This window comes from Nocardia sp. NPDC055050 (assembly GCF_053608345.1).
Genome location: NZ_JBSGVG010000053.1, coordinates 1 through 16,036, shown reverse-complemented (window position 1 = coordinate 16,036; position 16,036 = coordinate 1). Strand labels below are relative to the sequence as shown.

Genomic DNA, 16,036 nt, shown 5'->3' with positions numbered 1-16,036 from the left:
GGCGTGCTGAGCGGGTCAGCCGATGGGGACCTGGCTGCGGACGCGTGGACCGGTGTGCGCGGGTAGGTGCTGATAACCGTGCAGGGTGAACAGCGGCCGGCGGGTGGGCGGATGGGTCAATCGCAGATCCGGATACGTCTCGAACAGCGCGCGCAGGGCATGCGCGGCTTCCATCCGGGCCAGACCGGCGCCGAGGCACACATGACTACCGCTGCTGAAGGACAGATGATTCTTGGCGTTGCCCCTGGTTACGTCGAAGCGGGCCGGGTCGGTGAACACGGCGGGGTCGCGGTTCGCGCCGGCCAGCGACAGCACCACCGTCGACCCCTCGCGCAACCGGACACCACCGATCTCCAGCGCTGTCCTGGTGGTGCGCGCGGTGGACTGCACCGGTGGATCGATCCGGAGGATCTCCTCCACCGCGTTGGTCCAGAGTTCCGGCTCGGCACGCAACCGGTCCAGCTGTTCGGGGTGCTGGAGCAGCCAGACGATGCCCTTGCCGATCAGGTTGACCGTGGTCTCGAAGCCCGCGGCCATCAGCAGGGTCGCCGACGCGCACAGTTCGTAGGTGGACAGGTCCCCCGAGGTGACCAGGCTGCTGAGGATGTCGTCGCCGGGCTCGGCGCGCAGTCGCTCGAGGTGCTCGACGAGATACTGGTGCAGTCGCTCCGAGGATTCCATCGCCCGCTGGTGCGTCTGCCACGAGATCCCGAGGTCGAGCAACGGACTGATGTCGTCACCCCAGTGCAGGAACATCTCGCGGTCGGCGTCCGGGAAGCCGAGCATCTCGGAGATGATGGCGATGGGGACCTGCGCCGCGTACCGCGCGACCAGGTCGGTGGGCCCGTCGTCGGGGAGCGCCCAGAGCAGTTCCCCGGTGACCGTCTCGATCCGGTCGCGCAGCCGGGCGATGGCACGCGGGGTGAACGCCGCGGAGACCGGTTTGCGCATCCGGTTGTGCTCGGGATCGTCGACCACCAGCATCGACGGCGGATCCATCAGATTCGGCGGGAGGGGCCGCCGCTCCAGCGCGCGCATCACCGGCCCCGGAATCCCGAACACCGTCGGTATACCGACACCGAAACGGTTGTCGCGCAGGATTTCCCGGACCATGTCGTGATCGAAGGTGATCCATACCGGAAGGGCACGGATCAACCCGCCCTCCCCGCGCATCTCCTCGATCAGCGCGTACGGATTCTCGATACCCTCCGCGCCGCCGATCAACCGAGCGAACGGATTGCCACGCCGGATCAGCATCTTCTTGAACAGCAGAACCAACCCGTGATTGTTGACCCACCGATACATGTAATGCGGTTTCATCCAGCCCTCCGTCGTTCGAACCGGCGCATCCTGTGGTTGCAACGAATAGCACACGGCTATAACGAACATCACAGGGCGCGCGGGACCCGCCGGAAGGGGATCTCGAGAGCAGGGGCAGGCAGCGCGGCGGTCCGTCGAGCGGCCGAGGTCAGCAGCACAGGACAGAACTGGTCAAGACCTCCCGAAGGTAGATCGTGCGCCTGAGGCTTCGCCGATCGCCCCAGGCGCAAGGGTTTACACGTTGAAGCGGAAGTCGCAGACGTCGCCGTCGTGCATGACGTATTCCTTGCCCTCCATGCGGACCTTGCCCGCGGCCTTGGCGGCGGCCATCGATCCCGCTTCTACCAGGTCGTCGAAGGCGACGAGTTCGACCTTGATGAAGCCGCGTTCGAAGTCGGTGTGGATAACGCCGGCGGCCTTGGGGGCGGTGTCGCCCTGATGGATGGTCCAGGCTCGGGATTCCTTCGGGCCTGCGGTGAGGTAGGTCTGCAGACCGAGGGTGTGGAAACCGGCGCGGGCGAGGGCGTGCAGGCCGGGTTCGGACTGGCCGATGGATTCCAGGAGTTCGAGGGCGGATTCGTCGTCGAGTTCGAGAAGTTCGGCTTCGACCTTGGCGTCGAGGAAGACAGCGTCGGCGGGGGCGACGGAAGCCTTCAACTCGGCGACCTTGGCCTCGTCGGTGAGGACGGACTCGTCGGCGTTGAAGACGTAGAGGAACGGCTTGATGGTGAGCAGGGAGAGCTCACGCAGCAGGTCGGCGTCGATCTTCTTGCCCGCGGCGAACAGCGTGGTGCCCTCGTTGAGGAAACCCTCGGCGACCTTGGCGGCGTCGAGCAGGGGCTTGCGGTCCTTCTTGACCCTGGCTTCCTTCTCGAGGCGCGGGATGGCCTTCTCGAGGGTTTGCAGGTCGGCGAGGATGAGCTCGGTTTCGATGACCTCGATGTCGGCGGCGGCGTCGACCCGGCCGTCGACGTGGATCACGTCGTCGTCGGCGAACACGCGCACGACCTGGCAGATCGCGTCGGCCTCACGGATGTTGGCGAGGAACTTGTTGCCGAGGCCGGCGCCTTCGGAGGCGCCCTTCACGATGCCGGCGATGTCGACGAACGACACCACGGCGGGAACGATCTTCTCGGAACCGAAGATCTCGGCGAGCTTGTTCAGGCGCGGGTCGGGCAGCGGGACCACGCCGACGTTGGGCTCGATGGTCGCGAACGGGTAGTTCGCGGCCAGCACGTCGTTCTTGGTCAGCGCGTTGAACAGCGTCGACTTTCCGACATTGGGCAGGCCGACGATTCCGAGGGTGAGGCTCACTGTGATTATCTTGCCGCACCTGCGCCGCGACGGGTTCGCGGCCCCCTTGTGGCTCGCTGGTCAGGCACCTGACCAGCGAGCCGGACCGCGAACGGCCCCTCCCGACGGATCGGTCAGGGAACGAGGACGACCTTGCCCAGGTTGGCGCGCTGCTCGATGACCGCGTGGGCGGCAGCGGCGTCGTCGAGGGCGAACTCGGCGTGCACCACCGGATGCAGCAGGCCGGAGGCGTAGTACTGCCACACCTCCTGTCGCAGGTCCTCGTAGCGAGCCGGGTCGCGCTGGGCGAGACGGCCGATCCGGAAACCGGTGACGGATTTGCCGCCCGCGAGGAGGTCTTCGGTGTCGACGAGACCGCCGCCGGTGCCGTAGGTGACCGCGCGACCGCCTTCGGCGAGACCGGCAAGGGTGCCGCCGAGACCGGTGCCACCGACACCGTCGAGGGCGTAGTCGGCCTGCTTACCGCAGTGCAGCTGGTCGTAGGTGAACACCTCGTCGGCGCCGAGTTCACGCACGAAGTCGACCTTCGACTCGTCGGAGACCGCGCCGACCACCCAGCTCGCGCCACGCACGCGGGCCAGCTGCACCGCAAGATGGCCGACACCACCCGCGGCGGCGGTGACCAGCGCCGTTTCGCCGTCGCGCGGTACGGCGGTGTCGAGAGCGCCGAGGGCGACGAGACCGCTGCGCATCAGGGCGACGGCGTCGACGGCAGAAGCGCCGTCCGGGATCGCCGAGACCTGGTCGATCGCGAGCACGACGTACTCGGCGTAGGCGTCAGCGGTGCACAGGCCGACGACGCGGTAGCCGGCGCTGTAGCCGTCGACCCCGTCACCGACCGCGACGACCTCACCGGCCACCTCGGCACGCACCTGCTCCGCGTCGCCACTGATCCGCCGAATCGCCGACAGGGTGACCCCGATCGCCTCGACCCGCACGAGCAGCTCACCGGCACCGGGCACCGGCACCTCGGCCGCGACGACTTCGAGCGCCTCCGAACCACTGCCGCGCTCGTATTGAACCCGCCGCATGACACCTCCTACGTAAATTGAGCGAAGGCGCAAGATTAACCGGCTGACCTCGCGTTTCCACAGGCCATGAGCCCGTGAGTGCGAAATCTCACCGCCTCCGCCGCACCGCGGAGAGCACCCTCACGGTCCGGTTACCCCGCGGCGATGCTCGAGACGCGTGGGTAATCCCACACACCCGGCGTAGCGTGGCCCGTATGGAGGCGACCACGGAGGTGGTGACCGCGGCCCCCGCGCCGGTGCTGGCAGCGTTCATCGACCGGTACGTGGGCTATCGACTCGCGGGTTTCGAGCCGGGCCTGCATCGTGGCCTTCCCTCACGGCACATGACGTTCATCGTCGCCGTCGGCCCGACCATCGATGTCGTCGAGCAGACCGACCCGCACCAGGCCCCCGGCAGCTACCGCTGTGTCTTGAGCGGCCTACAGGCGAGCCCGGCGTTGATCGCGCACACCGGTTTTCAGGAAGGCGTCGCGATCGAGCTGACCCCGCTGGGTTGCCGAGTGCTGTTCGGCATGCCCGCGAGCGAACTGTGGGACATGTCGATCGAATGCTCCCAAGCGCAGAGAACTCTGGGCGATCAACTCGCCGATGCGGTGCAGTCGCACCAGGATTGGCCGAGCCGGTTCGCCGCGTGCGATCGAGCCTTGACCGCCGCGGCACGCACCGACACGCTGGCCGGGCCCGAATTGACGTGGGCCTGGCACGCTCTCGTGAAAACCGGCGGCACCTGCTCGATCAACCCGCTCGCGGATCGGATCGGCTGGACCCGTCAGCACCTGACCCGCAAGTTCACCGCCGAATTCGGCGCGAGCCCCAAGCTGGCCGCACGGATCATCCGATTCGAGCGAGCCAAGCGCATGCTGGCGGGCACCCCGTCCTATGTCTCCATCGCCCAGATCGCGACCACCTGCGGCTACTACGACCAGGCGCACCTGAACCGCGACTTCGCCGAGCTGGCAGGCGTGGCCCCCACCGCCTGGCTCGCCGAGGAGATTCCATCCGTCCAAGACCCGAACGCGGCGGAAGCGCGAGGCTGAACGCATGGACACTTCAACCAACACCACCACCATCTGGCCCTGCCTCGCCTTCGACGACGCCCGCGCCATGATCGAGTTCCTCACCACCGCCTTCGGTTTCGAAGCGACCGCGGTCTATGCCAGGGAAAACGACGACTCGGTCGTCGAACACGGTGAACTGCGCCTGCCGGGCGGCGGCATCATCATGTTCGGCTCCACGGGCCGCGACGACACCCCCTTCGGCACCCGGCCACCGGGCGTCGCCAACCTCTACCTGGTCACCGACAACCCCGACGCGCTTTACGACAGGGCGAAGGCCGCGGGCGCGACGATCATTCGCGACCTGCGCGACGAGGACTACGGCTCCCGCGGCTTCAGCGCCGCCGACCCGGAAGGCAACCTCTGGAGCTTCGGCACGTACCGAGGCGAATGACCTGCTGAACAAAATTTCATTCTGCGCACGATCGTGTGCGAACCTCTCCGTCGCAGTTCGGCGATCGGCTACGTTGTCGATTGCTTCACCCGAGGCTCTGCGCGTTATACAGGAGAGTTGAGTCAATGGCGACCATCGAACATCTGCGGACCGACCCGGACTTGCCTCCGGTCGGTGTCGTCGATCGCACGCCGATCACGCCCGCCAAGAAGGCCGTGTTCGCGGGGATCGCCGTTCTCGGCGCTATCGCGTGGGCGATCATCGCGTTCGTGCGCGGCGAGTCCGTGAACGCGGTGTGGATCGTGATCGCGGCGGTCTGTACCTACATCATCGCCTACCGCTTCTACGCGCGGTTCATCGAGTGGAAGATCACCAAGCCGCGCGACGACGTGGCCACGCCCGCCGAAATCTATGACAACGGCAAAGATTTCATGCCGATGGACCGGCGGGTGCTCTACGGGCACCACTTCGCCGCCATCGCGGGCGCCGGTCCGCTGGTCGGTCCGGTGCTGGCCGCGCAGATGGGCTATCTGCCCGGCACCATCTGGATCATCGTCGGCGTGGTCTTCGCCGGCGCGGTGCAGGACTACCTGGTGCTGTGGGCCTCCACCCGTCGGCGCGGCCGCAGCCTCGGTCAGATGGCGCGCGACGAGCTCGGCCTCGTCGGTGGCGTCGCGGCGATCGTGGCGATTCTGGTGATCATGACGATCCTGCTCGCGGTGCTGGCACTGGTCGTGGTGAACGCGCTCGGCGAGAGCCCGTGGGGCGTGTTCTCCATCGCGATGACCGTCCCGATCGCGCTGTTCATGGGCGTGTACCTGCGGTATCTGCGGCCGGGTGCGGTCGGCGAGGTGTCCGCGATCGGCATCGTGTTGTTGCTGGCCGCGATCATCGGCGGTGGCTGGGTATCCGAAACAGAGTGGGGCGCGGACTGGTTCACCCTCTCGCGCACCACCATCGCGTGGTGCCTGATCGCCTACGGCTTCATCGCCTCGGTCTTGCCGGTGTGGCTGCTGCTCGCCCCGCGTGACTACCTGTCGACGTTCATGAAGGTCGGCACGATCGTGCTGCTCGCGGTCGGCATCCTGATCACGATGCCGGTGCTGAAGGCGCCCGCCGTCTCCGAATTCGCGCATACCGGTGCGGGTCCCGCGTTCGCGGGCAGTCTGTTCCCGTTCCTGTTCATCACCATCGCCTGCGGTGCGCTCTCGGGTTTCCACGCGCTGGTCTCCTCCGGCACGACGCCGAAACTGCTGGCCAAGGAATCCAATGCCAAGATGATCGGCTACGGCGGCATGCTGATGGAGTCGTTCGTCGCGGTCATGGCGATCATCACCGCCTCGATCATCGACCAGCACCTGTACTTCGGCATGAACGCCTCGGCCGGACTCACCGGTGGTACGGCCGAAGGTGCTGCCAAGTTCACGAATTCGCTCGGCCTGTCCGGGCCGCCCGCGACACCGGAGCTGTTCACCGACGCGGCCGCCGATGTGGGCGAGAAGTCGATCGTCTCGCGCACCGGTGGCGCCCCGACCCTGGCGGTCGGCATCTCCGAGGTCTTCTCCCAATTCCTCGGCGGCTCGACGATGAAGGCCTTCTGGTACCACTTCGCGATCATGTTCGAGGCGCTGTTCATCCTCACCACCATCGACGCGGGCACTCGTGTGGCGCGCTTCCTGGTCTCGGACGCGCTGGGCAACTTCGGCGGCGGGTTCAAGAAGTTCCGCGATCCGTCGTGGCGGATCGGCGCCTGGCTGTGCTCGCTGATCGTGGTCGCGGGCTGGGGCGGGGTGCTGCTGATGGGCGTGAACGATCCGTTCGGTGGCATCAACGCGCTGTATCCGCTGTTCGGCATCGCCAACCAGTTGCTCGCGGCGATCGCGCTGATCGTGGTGCTCACGATCATCGTCAAGCGCGGGCAGTGGAAGTGGGCGTGGATTCCCGGTGTTCCGCTGGCGTGGGATCTGCTGGTCACGATGACCGCGTCGTGGCAGAAGATCTTCTCCGACGATCCCAAGCTCGGTTACTGGAAACAGCACAGCCTGTGCCAGGCCGCCAAGGACGCGGGCAAGGCCTGCCTGACCGCCAAGACGCCCGAGCAGGTCGACATCGCGATCCGCAACACCTTCATCCAGGGCACGCTGTCGATCGTGTTCGCGGTGCTGGTACTGATCGTCACCGCCGTCGGAGTGCTGGTGTGCGCGAGGGCGATTCGCACGGGCACGGTGACCAGCACCGAGTCCGAGGAACAGCCGTCGAAGATCTTCGCCCCGAGCGGTTTCGTCGCCACCTCCGCCGAGAAGGACGTGCAGAAGGAGTGGGACGCGCTGATCGCCGAGGGCAAGGTGAGCGCGCCCGGATCGGCGCACGTCTCTTGAGTGGGACCAGGGATGCGGACGGCCGGTTCAGTGGATCGGCCGTCCGCGCCCCGGCCGTGACGACCGACCGCACCGGGCTGGTCGACAGGACAGCGTCGATCGCTACCGCGAGCTCGGATGCGACCGTGGGGGCACGCCTGCGGGCGGTTCTCGGCCGAGCGTGGGCGGCGATGCGCGCAGTCGCCCGCTGGTACAGCGCGATCAACGGCGGCCAGGATTACCAGCGGTATGTCGACCACTTGCGTCGCACGCATCCGGGGGCCCCGGTGCCGTCCGTGCGCGACTACTGGCGCGAACGCTATGCCGAAGCCGAGCGCAATCCCACCAATCGCTGCTGCTGATCGCGGTCCCAGACCCGCGGGATCGGTGGCCGATTTCCGCTAGCACCCCGCTCGCGCGGGTGCCATTGTGGAACTCGTGACCATCACTGCTTTGGACTTCGAGGGCTGCTACCGGGCGGTCTCCACCCGCGACTCCCGCTTCGACGGGCAGTTCTTCACCGCGGTACGCACGACCGGCATCTACTGCAGGCCCTCGTGCCCGGCGATCACACCCAAGCGGGCCAATGTGTCGTTCCTGCCCACCGCGGCGGCGGCGCAGCAGGCCGGTTATCGCGCGTGCCGCCGGTGCCTGCCCGACGCCGCGCCCGGGTCACCCCTGTGGAACGTGCGAGCCGACCTGGCCGCTCGCGCCATGCGGCTGATCGGCGACGGGGTGATCGAGCGTGGCGGGGTACCCGGACTGGCCGCCACCCTCGGCTATTCGCAGCGCCAGCTCACCCGCGTGCTCACCACCGAACTCGGGGCAGGCCCGCTCGCGCTGGCCAGGGCGCACCGTGCGCACACCGCGCGGCTGCTCATCCAGACCACCGAGATGCCGATGTCGGATATCGCGTTCGCGGCGGGGTTCGCCAGCATTCGGCAGTTCAACGACACCGTGCGCGAGGTCTTCGCGGTGAGTCCGACAACGATGCGGACCGAACTACGCCGGTCGCCGCGCGCCGATGTCGTCGCACCCGGCACCCCCGGATTGCTGACCTTGCGGCTGCCGTACCGCGAACCGCTCGATACCGGGTGGCTGACCTGGTTCCTCTCGGCGCACGCGGTGGCCGGGACGGAACAGTGGGAGGACGGGGTCTACACGCGCAGCCTGCGTACTCCGCACGGGCACGCGACTGTTCGGCTGTCTTTCCAGCCCGGTCATGTGCGGGCGGAGTTGGCATTGCGGGATATGCGTGATCTCGCTCCGACTGTCGCCCGGGTGCGGCGTCTGCTCGATCTGGACGCGGATCCGCTGGGGATCGACGCGGCACTCGGCATCGACGCAACGGCCGGAGCCGGCGGCCGTGGTGGTCACGGCGGCGGCCGCGTGTTCGGCAGTGACGACCGATCCGGTGATGGCGCAACCGATTCGGGTGCCGCAGGGGTTGCGCACGGAATCGCGATGCACGGATTCACGCCGGGGATTCGCGTGCCCGGGTGCCTCGATGGATCAGAGTTGCTGCTGTGCACGATGATCGGGCAACAGATTTCGGTGCGGGCAGCGGGGACGCATGTCGCGCGGCTGGTGGACGCACTCGGCGAGCCGATCGAAGGACCGGTGCCGCGACTGTTCCCGACGGCCGAGGCGGTCGCCGAACACGGTGCCGAGGTGTTGACCGGGCCCGCGCGCAGGGTGGCCGCGATCGTGTCCGCGGCGCGGGCGCTCGCCGACGGCGAACTGGTCCTGCATTCCGGCCGTACCGCCGATGATCTGCGGCGCGACCTGCTCGCACTCGATGGAGTCGGGCCGTGGACGGCCGACTACGTCACCATGCGATCGCTGGCCGATCCCGACATCCTGCTCGACACCGACCTCGTCGTGCGCCAAGGAGCCGCGCTGGCCGGGATCGACCTCGGCGACACCACCCGCTGGGCGCCGTGGCGCTCGTATCTGTCCATGCACTTGTGGAAGACCGCGCTCGAACATCGTGGCGCGCTTGTCCGTGAACCCTCTCCTCAGGAAGCGAAAACCCATGACTGACACTGCTCTTCGCCTCGCCGATGTCGCGACCGTCAGCACGCCGATCGGCCCGTTCACCACCATCGCCGATTCCGACGGCGCCGTGCTCGCCTCGGGCTGGACCGGCGACCCGACCACGCTGACCGGCCTGATCCACGCGACCTTGCGCCCGGCCGAACTGCGGCAACGGGATTCGCTCGGCGCGGTGACCAAGGCCGTCATCGACTATCACGCAGGTGATCTCACCGCGATCGACGCGATCGCGGTGCGTCAACAGTCCGGTGAGTTCCTCGTCCATGCCTGGGAAGTCCTGCGCAAGGTACCGGCCGGTGAACCGGTCACCTACACGGAGTTCGCCGGACTCTCCGGGCGTCCGGCAGCCACGCGGGCCGCGGCCAACGCCTGCGCGCGCAACTCCGCCGCGCTGTTCGTGCCGTGCCATCGTGTGCTGCGGATCGGCGGAGCGCTCGGCGGGTTCCGGTGGGGGCTGCAAGCCAAGGCCTGGTTGCTCGCGCACGAAAGCTGAGTAGCGGCAGACGATCAGGCCAGTGATCGCCGATTGGCTCTTTTTTCCAGGTCCAGTAGGCCGGATTCTGTTACCTATGCTCACTCGTCGGTTGGTCGCGCTGTACGTCGGTTTGTGGTTGTACGGCACCTCGATGGCAGTGATGATCCGAGCAGGGCTCGGGCTCGACCCGTGGGACGTGTTCCACCAAGGGGTCGCCGCGCATGTGCCGCTGAGTTTCGGTGTGGTGACCGCGCTGACCGGGATCGCTGTGCTGCTCGCCTGGATTCCGTTGCGGCAGCGGCCGGGGCTGGGGACCGTCAGCAACGTGGTGGTGATCGCGATCGCGGTCGACGCCGGGTTGTGGGCGATCCCCGCCGTGGACGGCGTGTGGCTGCGGGTGCTGGCCATGGTCGCCGCGGTGGTGGTGAACGCGGCGGCGACAGTGCTCTACATCGGTGCGGGAATGGGTCCAGGTCCGCGCGATGGACTGATGACTGGACTGGTCGCGCGGACCGGTTGGCCGGTGTGGTCGGTTCGCACCGGGATCGAGGTCTCGGTGCTGACCACCGGGTGGTTCCTCGGCGGCAGCGTGGGAATCGGCACGCTGGTCTACGCCTTCGGAATCGGCCCGCTGGTCCAGCTGATGATCCCGTTCGTCGACGGCAAGCTCCCCGGATTCACGCCGCTCGCCCGCCAGGAAGCGGCGCCATCCGTGGAGCGTCCGCAGGCTCCCGCCGCGCCGTGCTGACATGGTGACGGCCTCACCGGGCGAACTCAGGCGACGGTGGCTTCCAGCCGCGATCCTGCCCGGCCGCGCACCACGTGGAGGCGGCTGGGGATGCGCTGACGCATTTCGTCTACGTGGCTGACGACGCCGACCACGCGCCCGTTCGCCCGCAGTTCGTCGAGGACACCCATCACGGCGTCGAGAGTGTCGGCGTCGAGGCTGCCGAAGCCTTCGTCGATGAACAGGGTGTCCAGGACCAGCCCGCCGGTTTCGGCGGCGACCACATCGGCCAGACCGAGTGCCAATGCCAGCGAGGCCATGAAGGTTTCGCCGCCGGAGAGCGTTTTCGCCGAGCGGATCGCGCCGGTGTAGTCGTCGCGGACGTCGAGCCCGAGGCCGCCGCGTCTGCCCCGTGGGCCCGCCTTGTCCGAGTGGACGAATTCGTAACGGCCACCGGACATCCGGCGCAGACGCAGTGATCCCGCGACCGCGACCTCTTCGAGCCGTGCCGCGAGAACATAGGAGCGCAGCGACATTCGCCGGTTGTTCTCGCCCCTGCCCGCGACCACTTCCGCCAGGGCCGCCAGTTCGTCGAAGACACGCTGCTCGGGCGCGATCCGCTCGACCTCACCCCACAGCTGCGTCCCCAGCTGCTCGAGCTGGGCGACCCGCTCGGTGGCCGCCGACCGGGCCGCCACCGCCGCGGTGAGCGCACTCTGCGCTTCGGTGAAGCGCTGCTCGAGCGCGTTCAGGTCGCCCGGCGTCTGCTCGGCGACCGCCTGGATCCGGGGCTCGGCGAGCACCGTCTCGGCATGTGCGCGGGCCCGGTCCGCGGCGGTGAGTTCGGCTTCGATCGCGGCCTGCTGCTGCGCGGTCCGCGCGGCAGCGGTGACGACCTGGGCGTAGGCGGTCAGCAGGGCGATGTCGTCGCGAGGCGGTGCTGGTTCGCCCGGCTCTTCGCCGACCGGCTCGTCATCGAGCGGCTCGTCATCGAAAAGATCGAACAGGCTGGGAACGCCCGTATCGGCATCGGCGACCGCAGTTCGCCCGGCGGTACGAGTCGTCGATTCGTGTGCCTCGAGCTGCGCACTCGCCTCGTATCCCGCCGGAACGAGACCTGCTGTACGGGCGAGGTTTTCCACACGGGTGGCGATGGTGCGGACGGCGTCGCGGGCGGTGCCCTCCTCGGTACGGGCGGTGCGGAGGGTGGCGGCGGCGGTGATGAGGGATTCGAGGCGGGTCGTGCGGGCATCGACGGTGGCGTCGGCGCCCGCGGCGGCACGCAGGCGGGTGGTGAGTTCTTCGAGGCGGGTGCGGGTGGCCGCGATGTTGGCCGTGCTGGTGCCGAGGCGGGCGTCCGAGTCGCGGGACTGCTCGTGCAGGGCGGCTTCCTCGGTGCGCAGGGCCTCCAGGCGGCTGGTCAGGGCGGGGGCGCGTTCAGCGGCTTCGGCCGTGTCGTCGAAGCGGTGGGTGGCGGTGCGGACCGCGGCGGCGAGGGCGACGGGGTCGGCGTCGCCGCCACGCGCGGTCAGCGCCTCGATCTCGCGTTCGATGGCGCTGATGCGTTCGGCGAGGCGTTCCCGCGCGGCCTCGGCGACCTGTTCGGCCGCCTGCGCGGCGTCCTCGGCGTCCTTGGACACCGCGTCGCCGGTGGGCTGCGCGGGCTCCGGGTGATCGGCGGACCCGCAGACCGTGCACGGCGCACCCTCGGTGAGCGCGCCCGCGAGTTCGGCGGCCATGCCGGCAAGGCGGCGGGTGCGCAGGTCGAGGACACGCTCCCTGGCGTCGAGATGGGCGCGCCAGGCCGTGTCGTGTTCGCCGCGCGCTGCGTCCAAAGCCGGTCGGCGACGGGCGATCTCGACAGCGGCCGCCGCCGCGTCCTGCCACTTGGCCAGCTCGTTGCGAACCCCGGGCAGCGCTGCGGCCGCGTCGGTGGCCTCGCGGAGCTGTTCCTGAGCAGAACCGATCAGTGCCGGCAGTTCGACCCGCCGCTGCGCCAGCTCCGCCGCACGCCGCGTGAGCTGGGCGGATTCGCTCTCGTGAGCGGCGAGATCGTCGGCGAGCCTGCGTGCGATCACCGCATCCGCGCGCACCTCACCGAGCACACCGAGCAGCGCGTTCCACTGGCTGATCGCCGCATCGAGATCACCCTGGACGTCCACGCCCCCATCGCCGTTCGGCTCGGCCGGTACGACGGTCTGCAGACCCACACCCGCGATATCGGCCGCCGCCGGTGCACTCAGACGATCGGCCAGATCAGCTGCGGCGCCGCGGGTGGCGGCTTCCGAGCGACGCAGGCCACGGACCGCGGAGCGAGCCTCGTCGATGGCATGGACGACGGGCTCAGCCAGGCGAGCTCGGTCGAGTTCGCGTTCGAGTTCGGCGCGGCGAGCAGCGGAGGCGGTGTAGGCATCCAGTTCGGAGCGGGCCGCGGCCATGCGGGTGCGCAGCTCGGTGACGCGGCGTTGCTCTTCGGCTTCGGCGCGGGCGTCGACCGATTCTTTGTGGCGCAGTTCGGCATTCGTGGTCGCCTCGGCGAGGGCGGTACGCGCGGTGGCCAGCAGTTCCTGAGACCACGTCACCGAGTCCTTGATGCCGATCGATTCCGCGCCGCCGTATCCCGCCGCCATGCCGACCTTGGTGATCAGGCGGTCGATGCCCTGCTCGCGCGTGGTGAGTTCGCTTTCGGCCGCGCGTCGCCGATCCGACAACCATTTCTCGGCGGTACCGAAACGTTGGGTATCGAAGAGCTTTTCGAGCAGTTTCTCGCGGTCCTCGTTCTCGGCTCGCAGGAATTTGGCGAAGTCGCCCTGCGGGAGCAGCACCACCTGGAAGAACTGGTCGGCGCTCATGCCGAGCAGACGCAGCACCTCGTCGCCGATATCGGTGATGCGCGAGAGGTTCTCACCGCTGCCGTCGAGCCAGGTGAGCGTGGCCTGGGGTTGCAGCAGCCGGGTTCCGGTGCCGTTCTTCTTCGGGCGCTCGAATTCGGGCGAGCGGGTCAGGCGCAGCAGGCGGCCGCCGAGCGTGGCCTCGAGCACGACACTCGGTGGTGTCTGCGAATCGGCGTGGTCGGAGTGCAGGCGCTTGCTCTCGCCGCGCGCCCCGGGCACCTTGCCGTAGAGGGCGAAGGCGATGGCGTCGAGGATGGTCGTCTTGCCCGCACCCGTATGCCCGTGGAGCAGGAACAGCCCGTCGGCGCCGAGTGCGTCGAAATCGACGACGGTGGTCTCGGCGAACGGTCCGAACGCGGTGAGTTCGAGCCGGTGCAGCCTCACGCGATGGCCCCGGCGACGAGCGCCGCCGTGAACCCGGCGCGCGAGCTCACGCAGTCAGCTCCGATGCCACCGGCTCCTCGGCGGATTCGCCTCGGCCCGAGTCGGTTTCGCGAACCGCCGCGGCCAGCGCCCGCTCCACCCATGCCATCTCCCCCTTGCTCGGTGTGCCACGCACGTCGGTCAGGAAGCTCGCCGCGACCTCCGTGTCGCGACGACCGTGCACCCGCTCGCGGTAGTGCAACTCCGGATTACCTTCCGGTCGTGCCCATTCCACGTGCACCGCGTGCGGAAACCGCTCGCGCAGCTTACGCATCGGATCCACCGGACGGGTGATGTCGGTGATCGTGGCGGACACGTAGTGCTCTTCGGCCGCGGCGAATTCGGCGCCGGTGAGCAGGGAATCGATGGTGCCGGTGAGCCTGCTGAGCCCGCGCACCTGCGGCAGCTCGCGGCGGTGCACCGCCGCCAGACCTTTCGCGTCGAGATCGACGATCCAGACCGCCTTGCGATGGGAGCTCTCCCCGAACGAATACGGCAGCGGGGATCCGCTGTAGCGCACCGACTCCGAGAGCGTCTGCGGCGAATGCAGGTGCCCCAGCGCCACATAGTCGATGCCGTCGAAGGCCGACATCGACACCGTCTCCACACCACCCACCGAGATGGACCGTTCCGAACCCGTCGCCTCGCCGCCGATCACGAACGCGTGCGCCAGCACCACCGTGCGCGTGCCGGACCTGGCGGCGATGTCGGCACGAATCCGGCTCATCGCGGCATCGAGGATCTCCGCGTGCGAGTGCGCTTGTGGCACACCGAGTTCGGTCCGGGTGATCTCCGGTTCCAGATACGGGATGCCGTAGAAGGCCACGTCGCCGTCGTCATCGGACAGCACGATGGGCCGGTGCGCGTCGGCGACCCGCGTACACAGGTGCAAGCCACCGGCCGCGGCGAAGGCCGCGCCCGCACCGAGCCTGGCGGGCGAGTCGTGATTGCCCGAGGTGGCGACGATCGTCGCGCCCGCCGCCCGGATCGCCTCGAATCCACGATTGCAGACCCCGATGGCATCGGCATTGGGGATGGAGCGGTCGTAGATGTCGCCGGGCACCACCACCACGTCGACCGATTCGGCCGCGACCAGCTCCGCGACGGCCGACAGCACCCGCGCCTGATCGGCCAGCAGGTCGACACCGTGAAAGGTGCGCCCGATGTGCCAGTCGGAGGTGTGCAGGATCCGCATGTCGCGAACCGTAGGGCACACCCCCGACAGAATTCAATCGACGCACCACACGCGTGTAATTCACCGGCGTGGCGCGCGAGGCCGCGCGCACACCACCAAGATGTCCGGCGGGAATGCCGCCGCCATGCCCGGTTTGCCCGGGAATTGCGAACTTGTCGGTGGCCTCGGGCAGTATCGCCTCCCATGACCGCTTCGATGCTCGTCGCGCTCGTCTTCGTCTTCGCCGCAGGCTTCGGTCTCGGCTGGCTGGGGCATTCCGCCCGGGGTGGCCAACGCGCCGCCACCGCGGAAGCCCGGCTCGCCGCGGCCGGCGACAACCAACGGTTGCTGCAGCAGTCGCTGCACTCGGCCAACGAGGATGCGGCGCGCAGGCATTCGGCCGCGATCGGCGCGATGGTCGATCCGCTGCGCGACGCGGTCGGCGCGTTGGAACAGCAGATCCGGCAGGTCGAACACCATCGGATCGACGCGTACTCGGGATTGCGCGAGCAGGTCGCGGGCATGCAACGCACCTCGCATCGGCTCTCCGATCAGACCGGCCAGCTGGTCGCCGCGCTGCGGGCGCCGCAGGTGCGCGGCCGGTGGGGTGAGATCCAGCTGGAACGCGTGGTCGAACTCGCCGGCATGACCCGGCACTGCGACTTCGATACCCAGGTATCCCGGCCCGGCGGCGACGATCGGGGTGCGGTCCGGCCCGACATGGTGGTGCGGCTGGCCGGCGGCAGGCACATCGTCGTCGACGCGAAGGTGCCGTTCTCGGCGTATCTGGACGCGGCGACCACCGACGACCCCGGCG

General features: G+C 68.7%; 13 protein-coding genes. 8 read left to right on the top strand and 5 right to left on the bottom strand.

What is annotated here, in order from left to right; translation table 11 throughout:
* Positions 1-15: 15 nt before the first annotated feature.
* The 3 genes from ACWGCN_RS32685 to ACWGCN_RS32675 all read right to left on the bottom strand — a co-directional run bounded on the left by ACWGCN_RS32685 (position 16) and on the right by ACWGCN_RS32675 (position 3,665).
* Positions 16-1,320 carry a cytochrome P450 gene (locus ACWGCN_RS32685; protein WP_378996568.1) on the bottom strand — a complete coding sequence of 435 codons (1,305 nt, stop codon included), beginning with the start codon at positions 1,318-1,320 and terminating at the stop codon, positions 16-18.
* Positions 1,321-1,554: 234 nt separating this feature from the next.
* A complete protein-coding gene (ychF, locus tag ACWGCN_RS32680; protein ID WP_378996570.1) occupies positions 1,555-2,634 on the bottom strand; it encodes a redox-regulated ATPase YchF in 1,080 nt (359 codons plus the stop codon).
* A gap of 113 nt (positions 2,635-2,747) precedes the next feature.
* Entirely contained in the window at positions 2,748-3,665 is a 918-nt protein-coding gene (locus ACWGCN_RS32675) for a quinone oxidoreductase family protein (RefSeq protein WP_452460107.1), read from the bottom strand.
* A gap of 194 nt (positions 3,666-3,859) precedes the next feature.
* On the opposite strand from ACWGCN_RS32675, the gene ACWGCN_RS32670 reads away from it, so the two are divergent.
* The 7 genes from ACWGCN_RS32670 (at position 3,860) to yczE (ending at position 10,749) form a co-directional block, all read left to right on the top strand.
* Positions 3,860-4,702, top strand: a complete 843-nt coding sequence (locus tag ACWGCN_RS32670; protein WP_378996575.1) for an AraC family transcriptional regulator — start codon at positions 3,860-3,862, stop codon at positions 4,700-4,702.
* Positions 4,703-4,706: 4 nt separating this feature from the next.
* Positions 4,707-5,114 (top strand): VOC family protein, encoded by a 408-nt coding sequence (locus ACWGCN_RS32665; protein ID WP_452460108.1) that lies wholly within the window; start codon positions 4,707-4,709, stop codon positions 5,112-5,114.
* Between the two features lie 125 nt (positions 5,115-5,239).
* Positions 5,240-7,492 carry a carbon starvation CstA family protein gene (locus tag ACWGCN_RS32660; RefSeq protein WP_452460109.1) on the top strand — a complete coding sequence of 751 codons (2,253 nt, stop codon included), beginning with the start codon at positions 5,240-5,242 and terminating at the stop codon, positions 7,490-7,492.
* A 170-nt stretch (positions 7,493-7,662) separates the two neighbouring features.
* Positions 7,663-7,833 (top strand): YbdD/YjiX family protein, encoded by a 171-nt coding sequence (locus ACWGCN_RS32655; RefSeq protein ID WP_379297953.1) that lies wholly within the window; start codon positions 7,663-7,665, stop codon positions 7,831-7,833.
* 67 nt (positions 7,834-7,900) lie between these two features.
* A complete protein-coding gene (locus ACWGCN_RS32650; protein WP_452460110.1) occupies positions 7,901-9,514 on the top strand; it encodes a DNA-3-methyladenine glycosylase 2 family protein in 1,614 nt (537 codons plus the stop codon).
* Positions 9,507-10,019, top strand: a complete 513-nt coding sequence (locus ACWGCN_RS32645; protein ID WP_452460111.1) for a methylated-DNA--[protein]-cysteine S-methyltransferase — start codon at positions 9,507-9,509, stop codon at positions 10,017-10,019. Before ACWGCN_RS32650 ends, ACWGCN_RS32645 begins: the two co-directional genes overlap by 8 nt.
* A gap of 76 nt (positions 10,020-10,095) precedes the next feature.
* The gene (yczE, locus tag ACWGCN_RS32640; RefSeq protein ID WP_379313941.1) at positions 10,096-10,749 is read left to right on the top strand and encodes a membrane protein YczE; all 654 of its coding nucleotides are present in this window, start codon (positions 10,096-10,098) and stop codon (positions 10,747-10,749) included.
* Between the two features lie 26 nt (positions 10,750-10,775).
* Here yczE and ACWGCN_RS32635 read toward each other — a convergent pair whose 3' ends face one another.
* Both ACWGCN_RS32635 and ACWGCN_RS32630 read right to left on the bottom strand, forming a co-directional pair.
* Positions 10,776-14,006 (bottom strand): AAA family ATPase, encoded by a 3,231-nt coding sequence (locus ACWGCN_RS32635; protein WP_452460112.1) that lies wholly within the window; start codon positions 14,004-14,006, stop codon positions 10,776-10,778.
* A gap of 46 nt (positions 14,007-14,052) precedes the next feature.
* The gene (locus ACWGCN_RS32630; RefSeq protein ID WP_452460113.1) at positions 14,053-15,240 is read right to left on the bottom strand and encodes an exonuclease SbcCD subunit D; all 1,188 of its coding nucleotides are present in this window, start codon (positions 15,238-15,240) and stop codon (positions 14,053-14,055) included.
* A gap of 183 nt (positions 15,241-15,423) precedes the next feature.
* Here ACWGCN_RS32630 and ACWGCN_RS32625 point away from each other — a divergent pair.
* A partial coding sequence (locus ACWGCN_RS32625) for a DNA recombination protein RmuC (RefSeq protein WP_452529168.1) occupies positions 15,424-16,036 on the top strand: 613 nt, incomplete at its 3' end.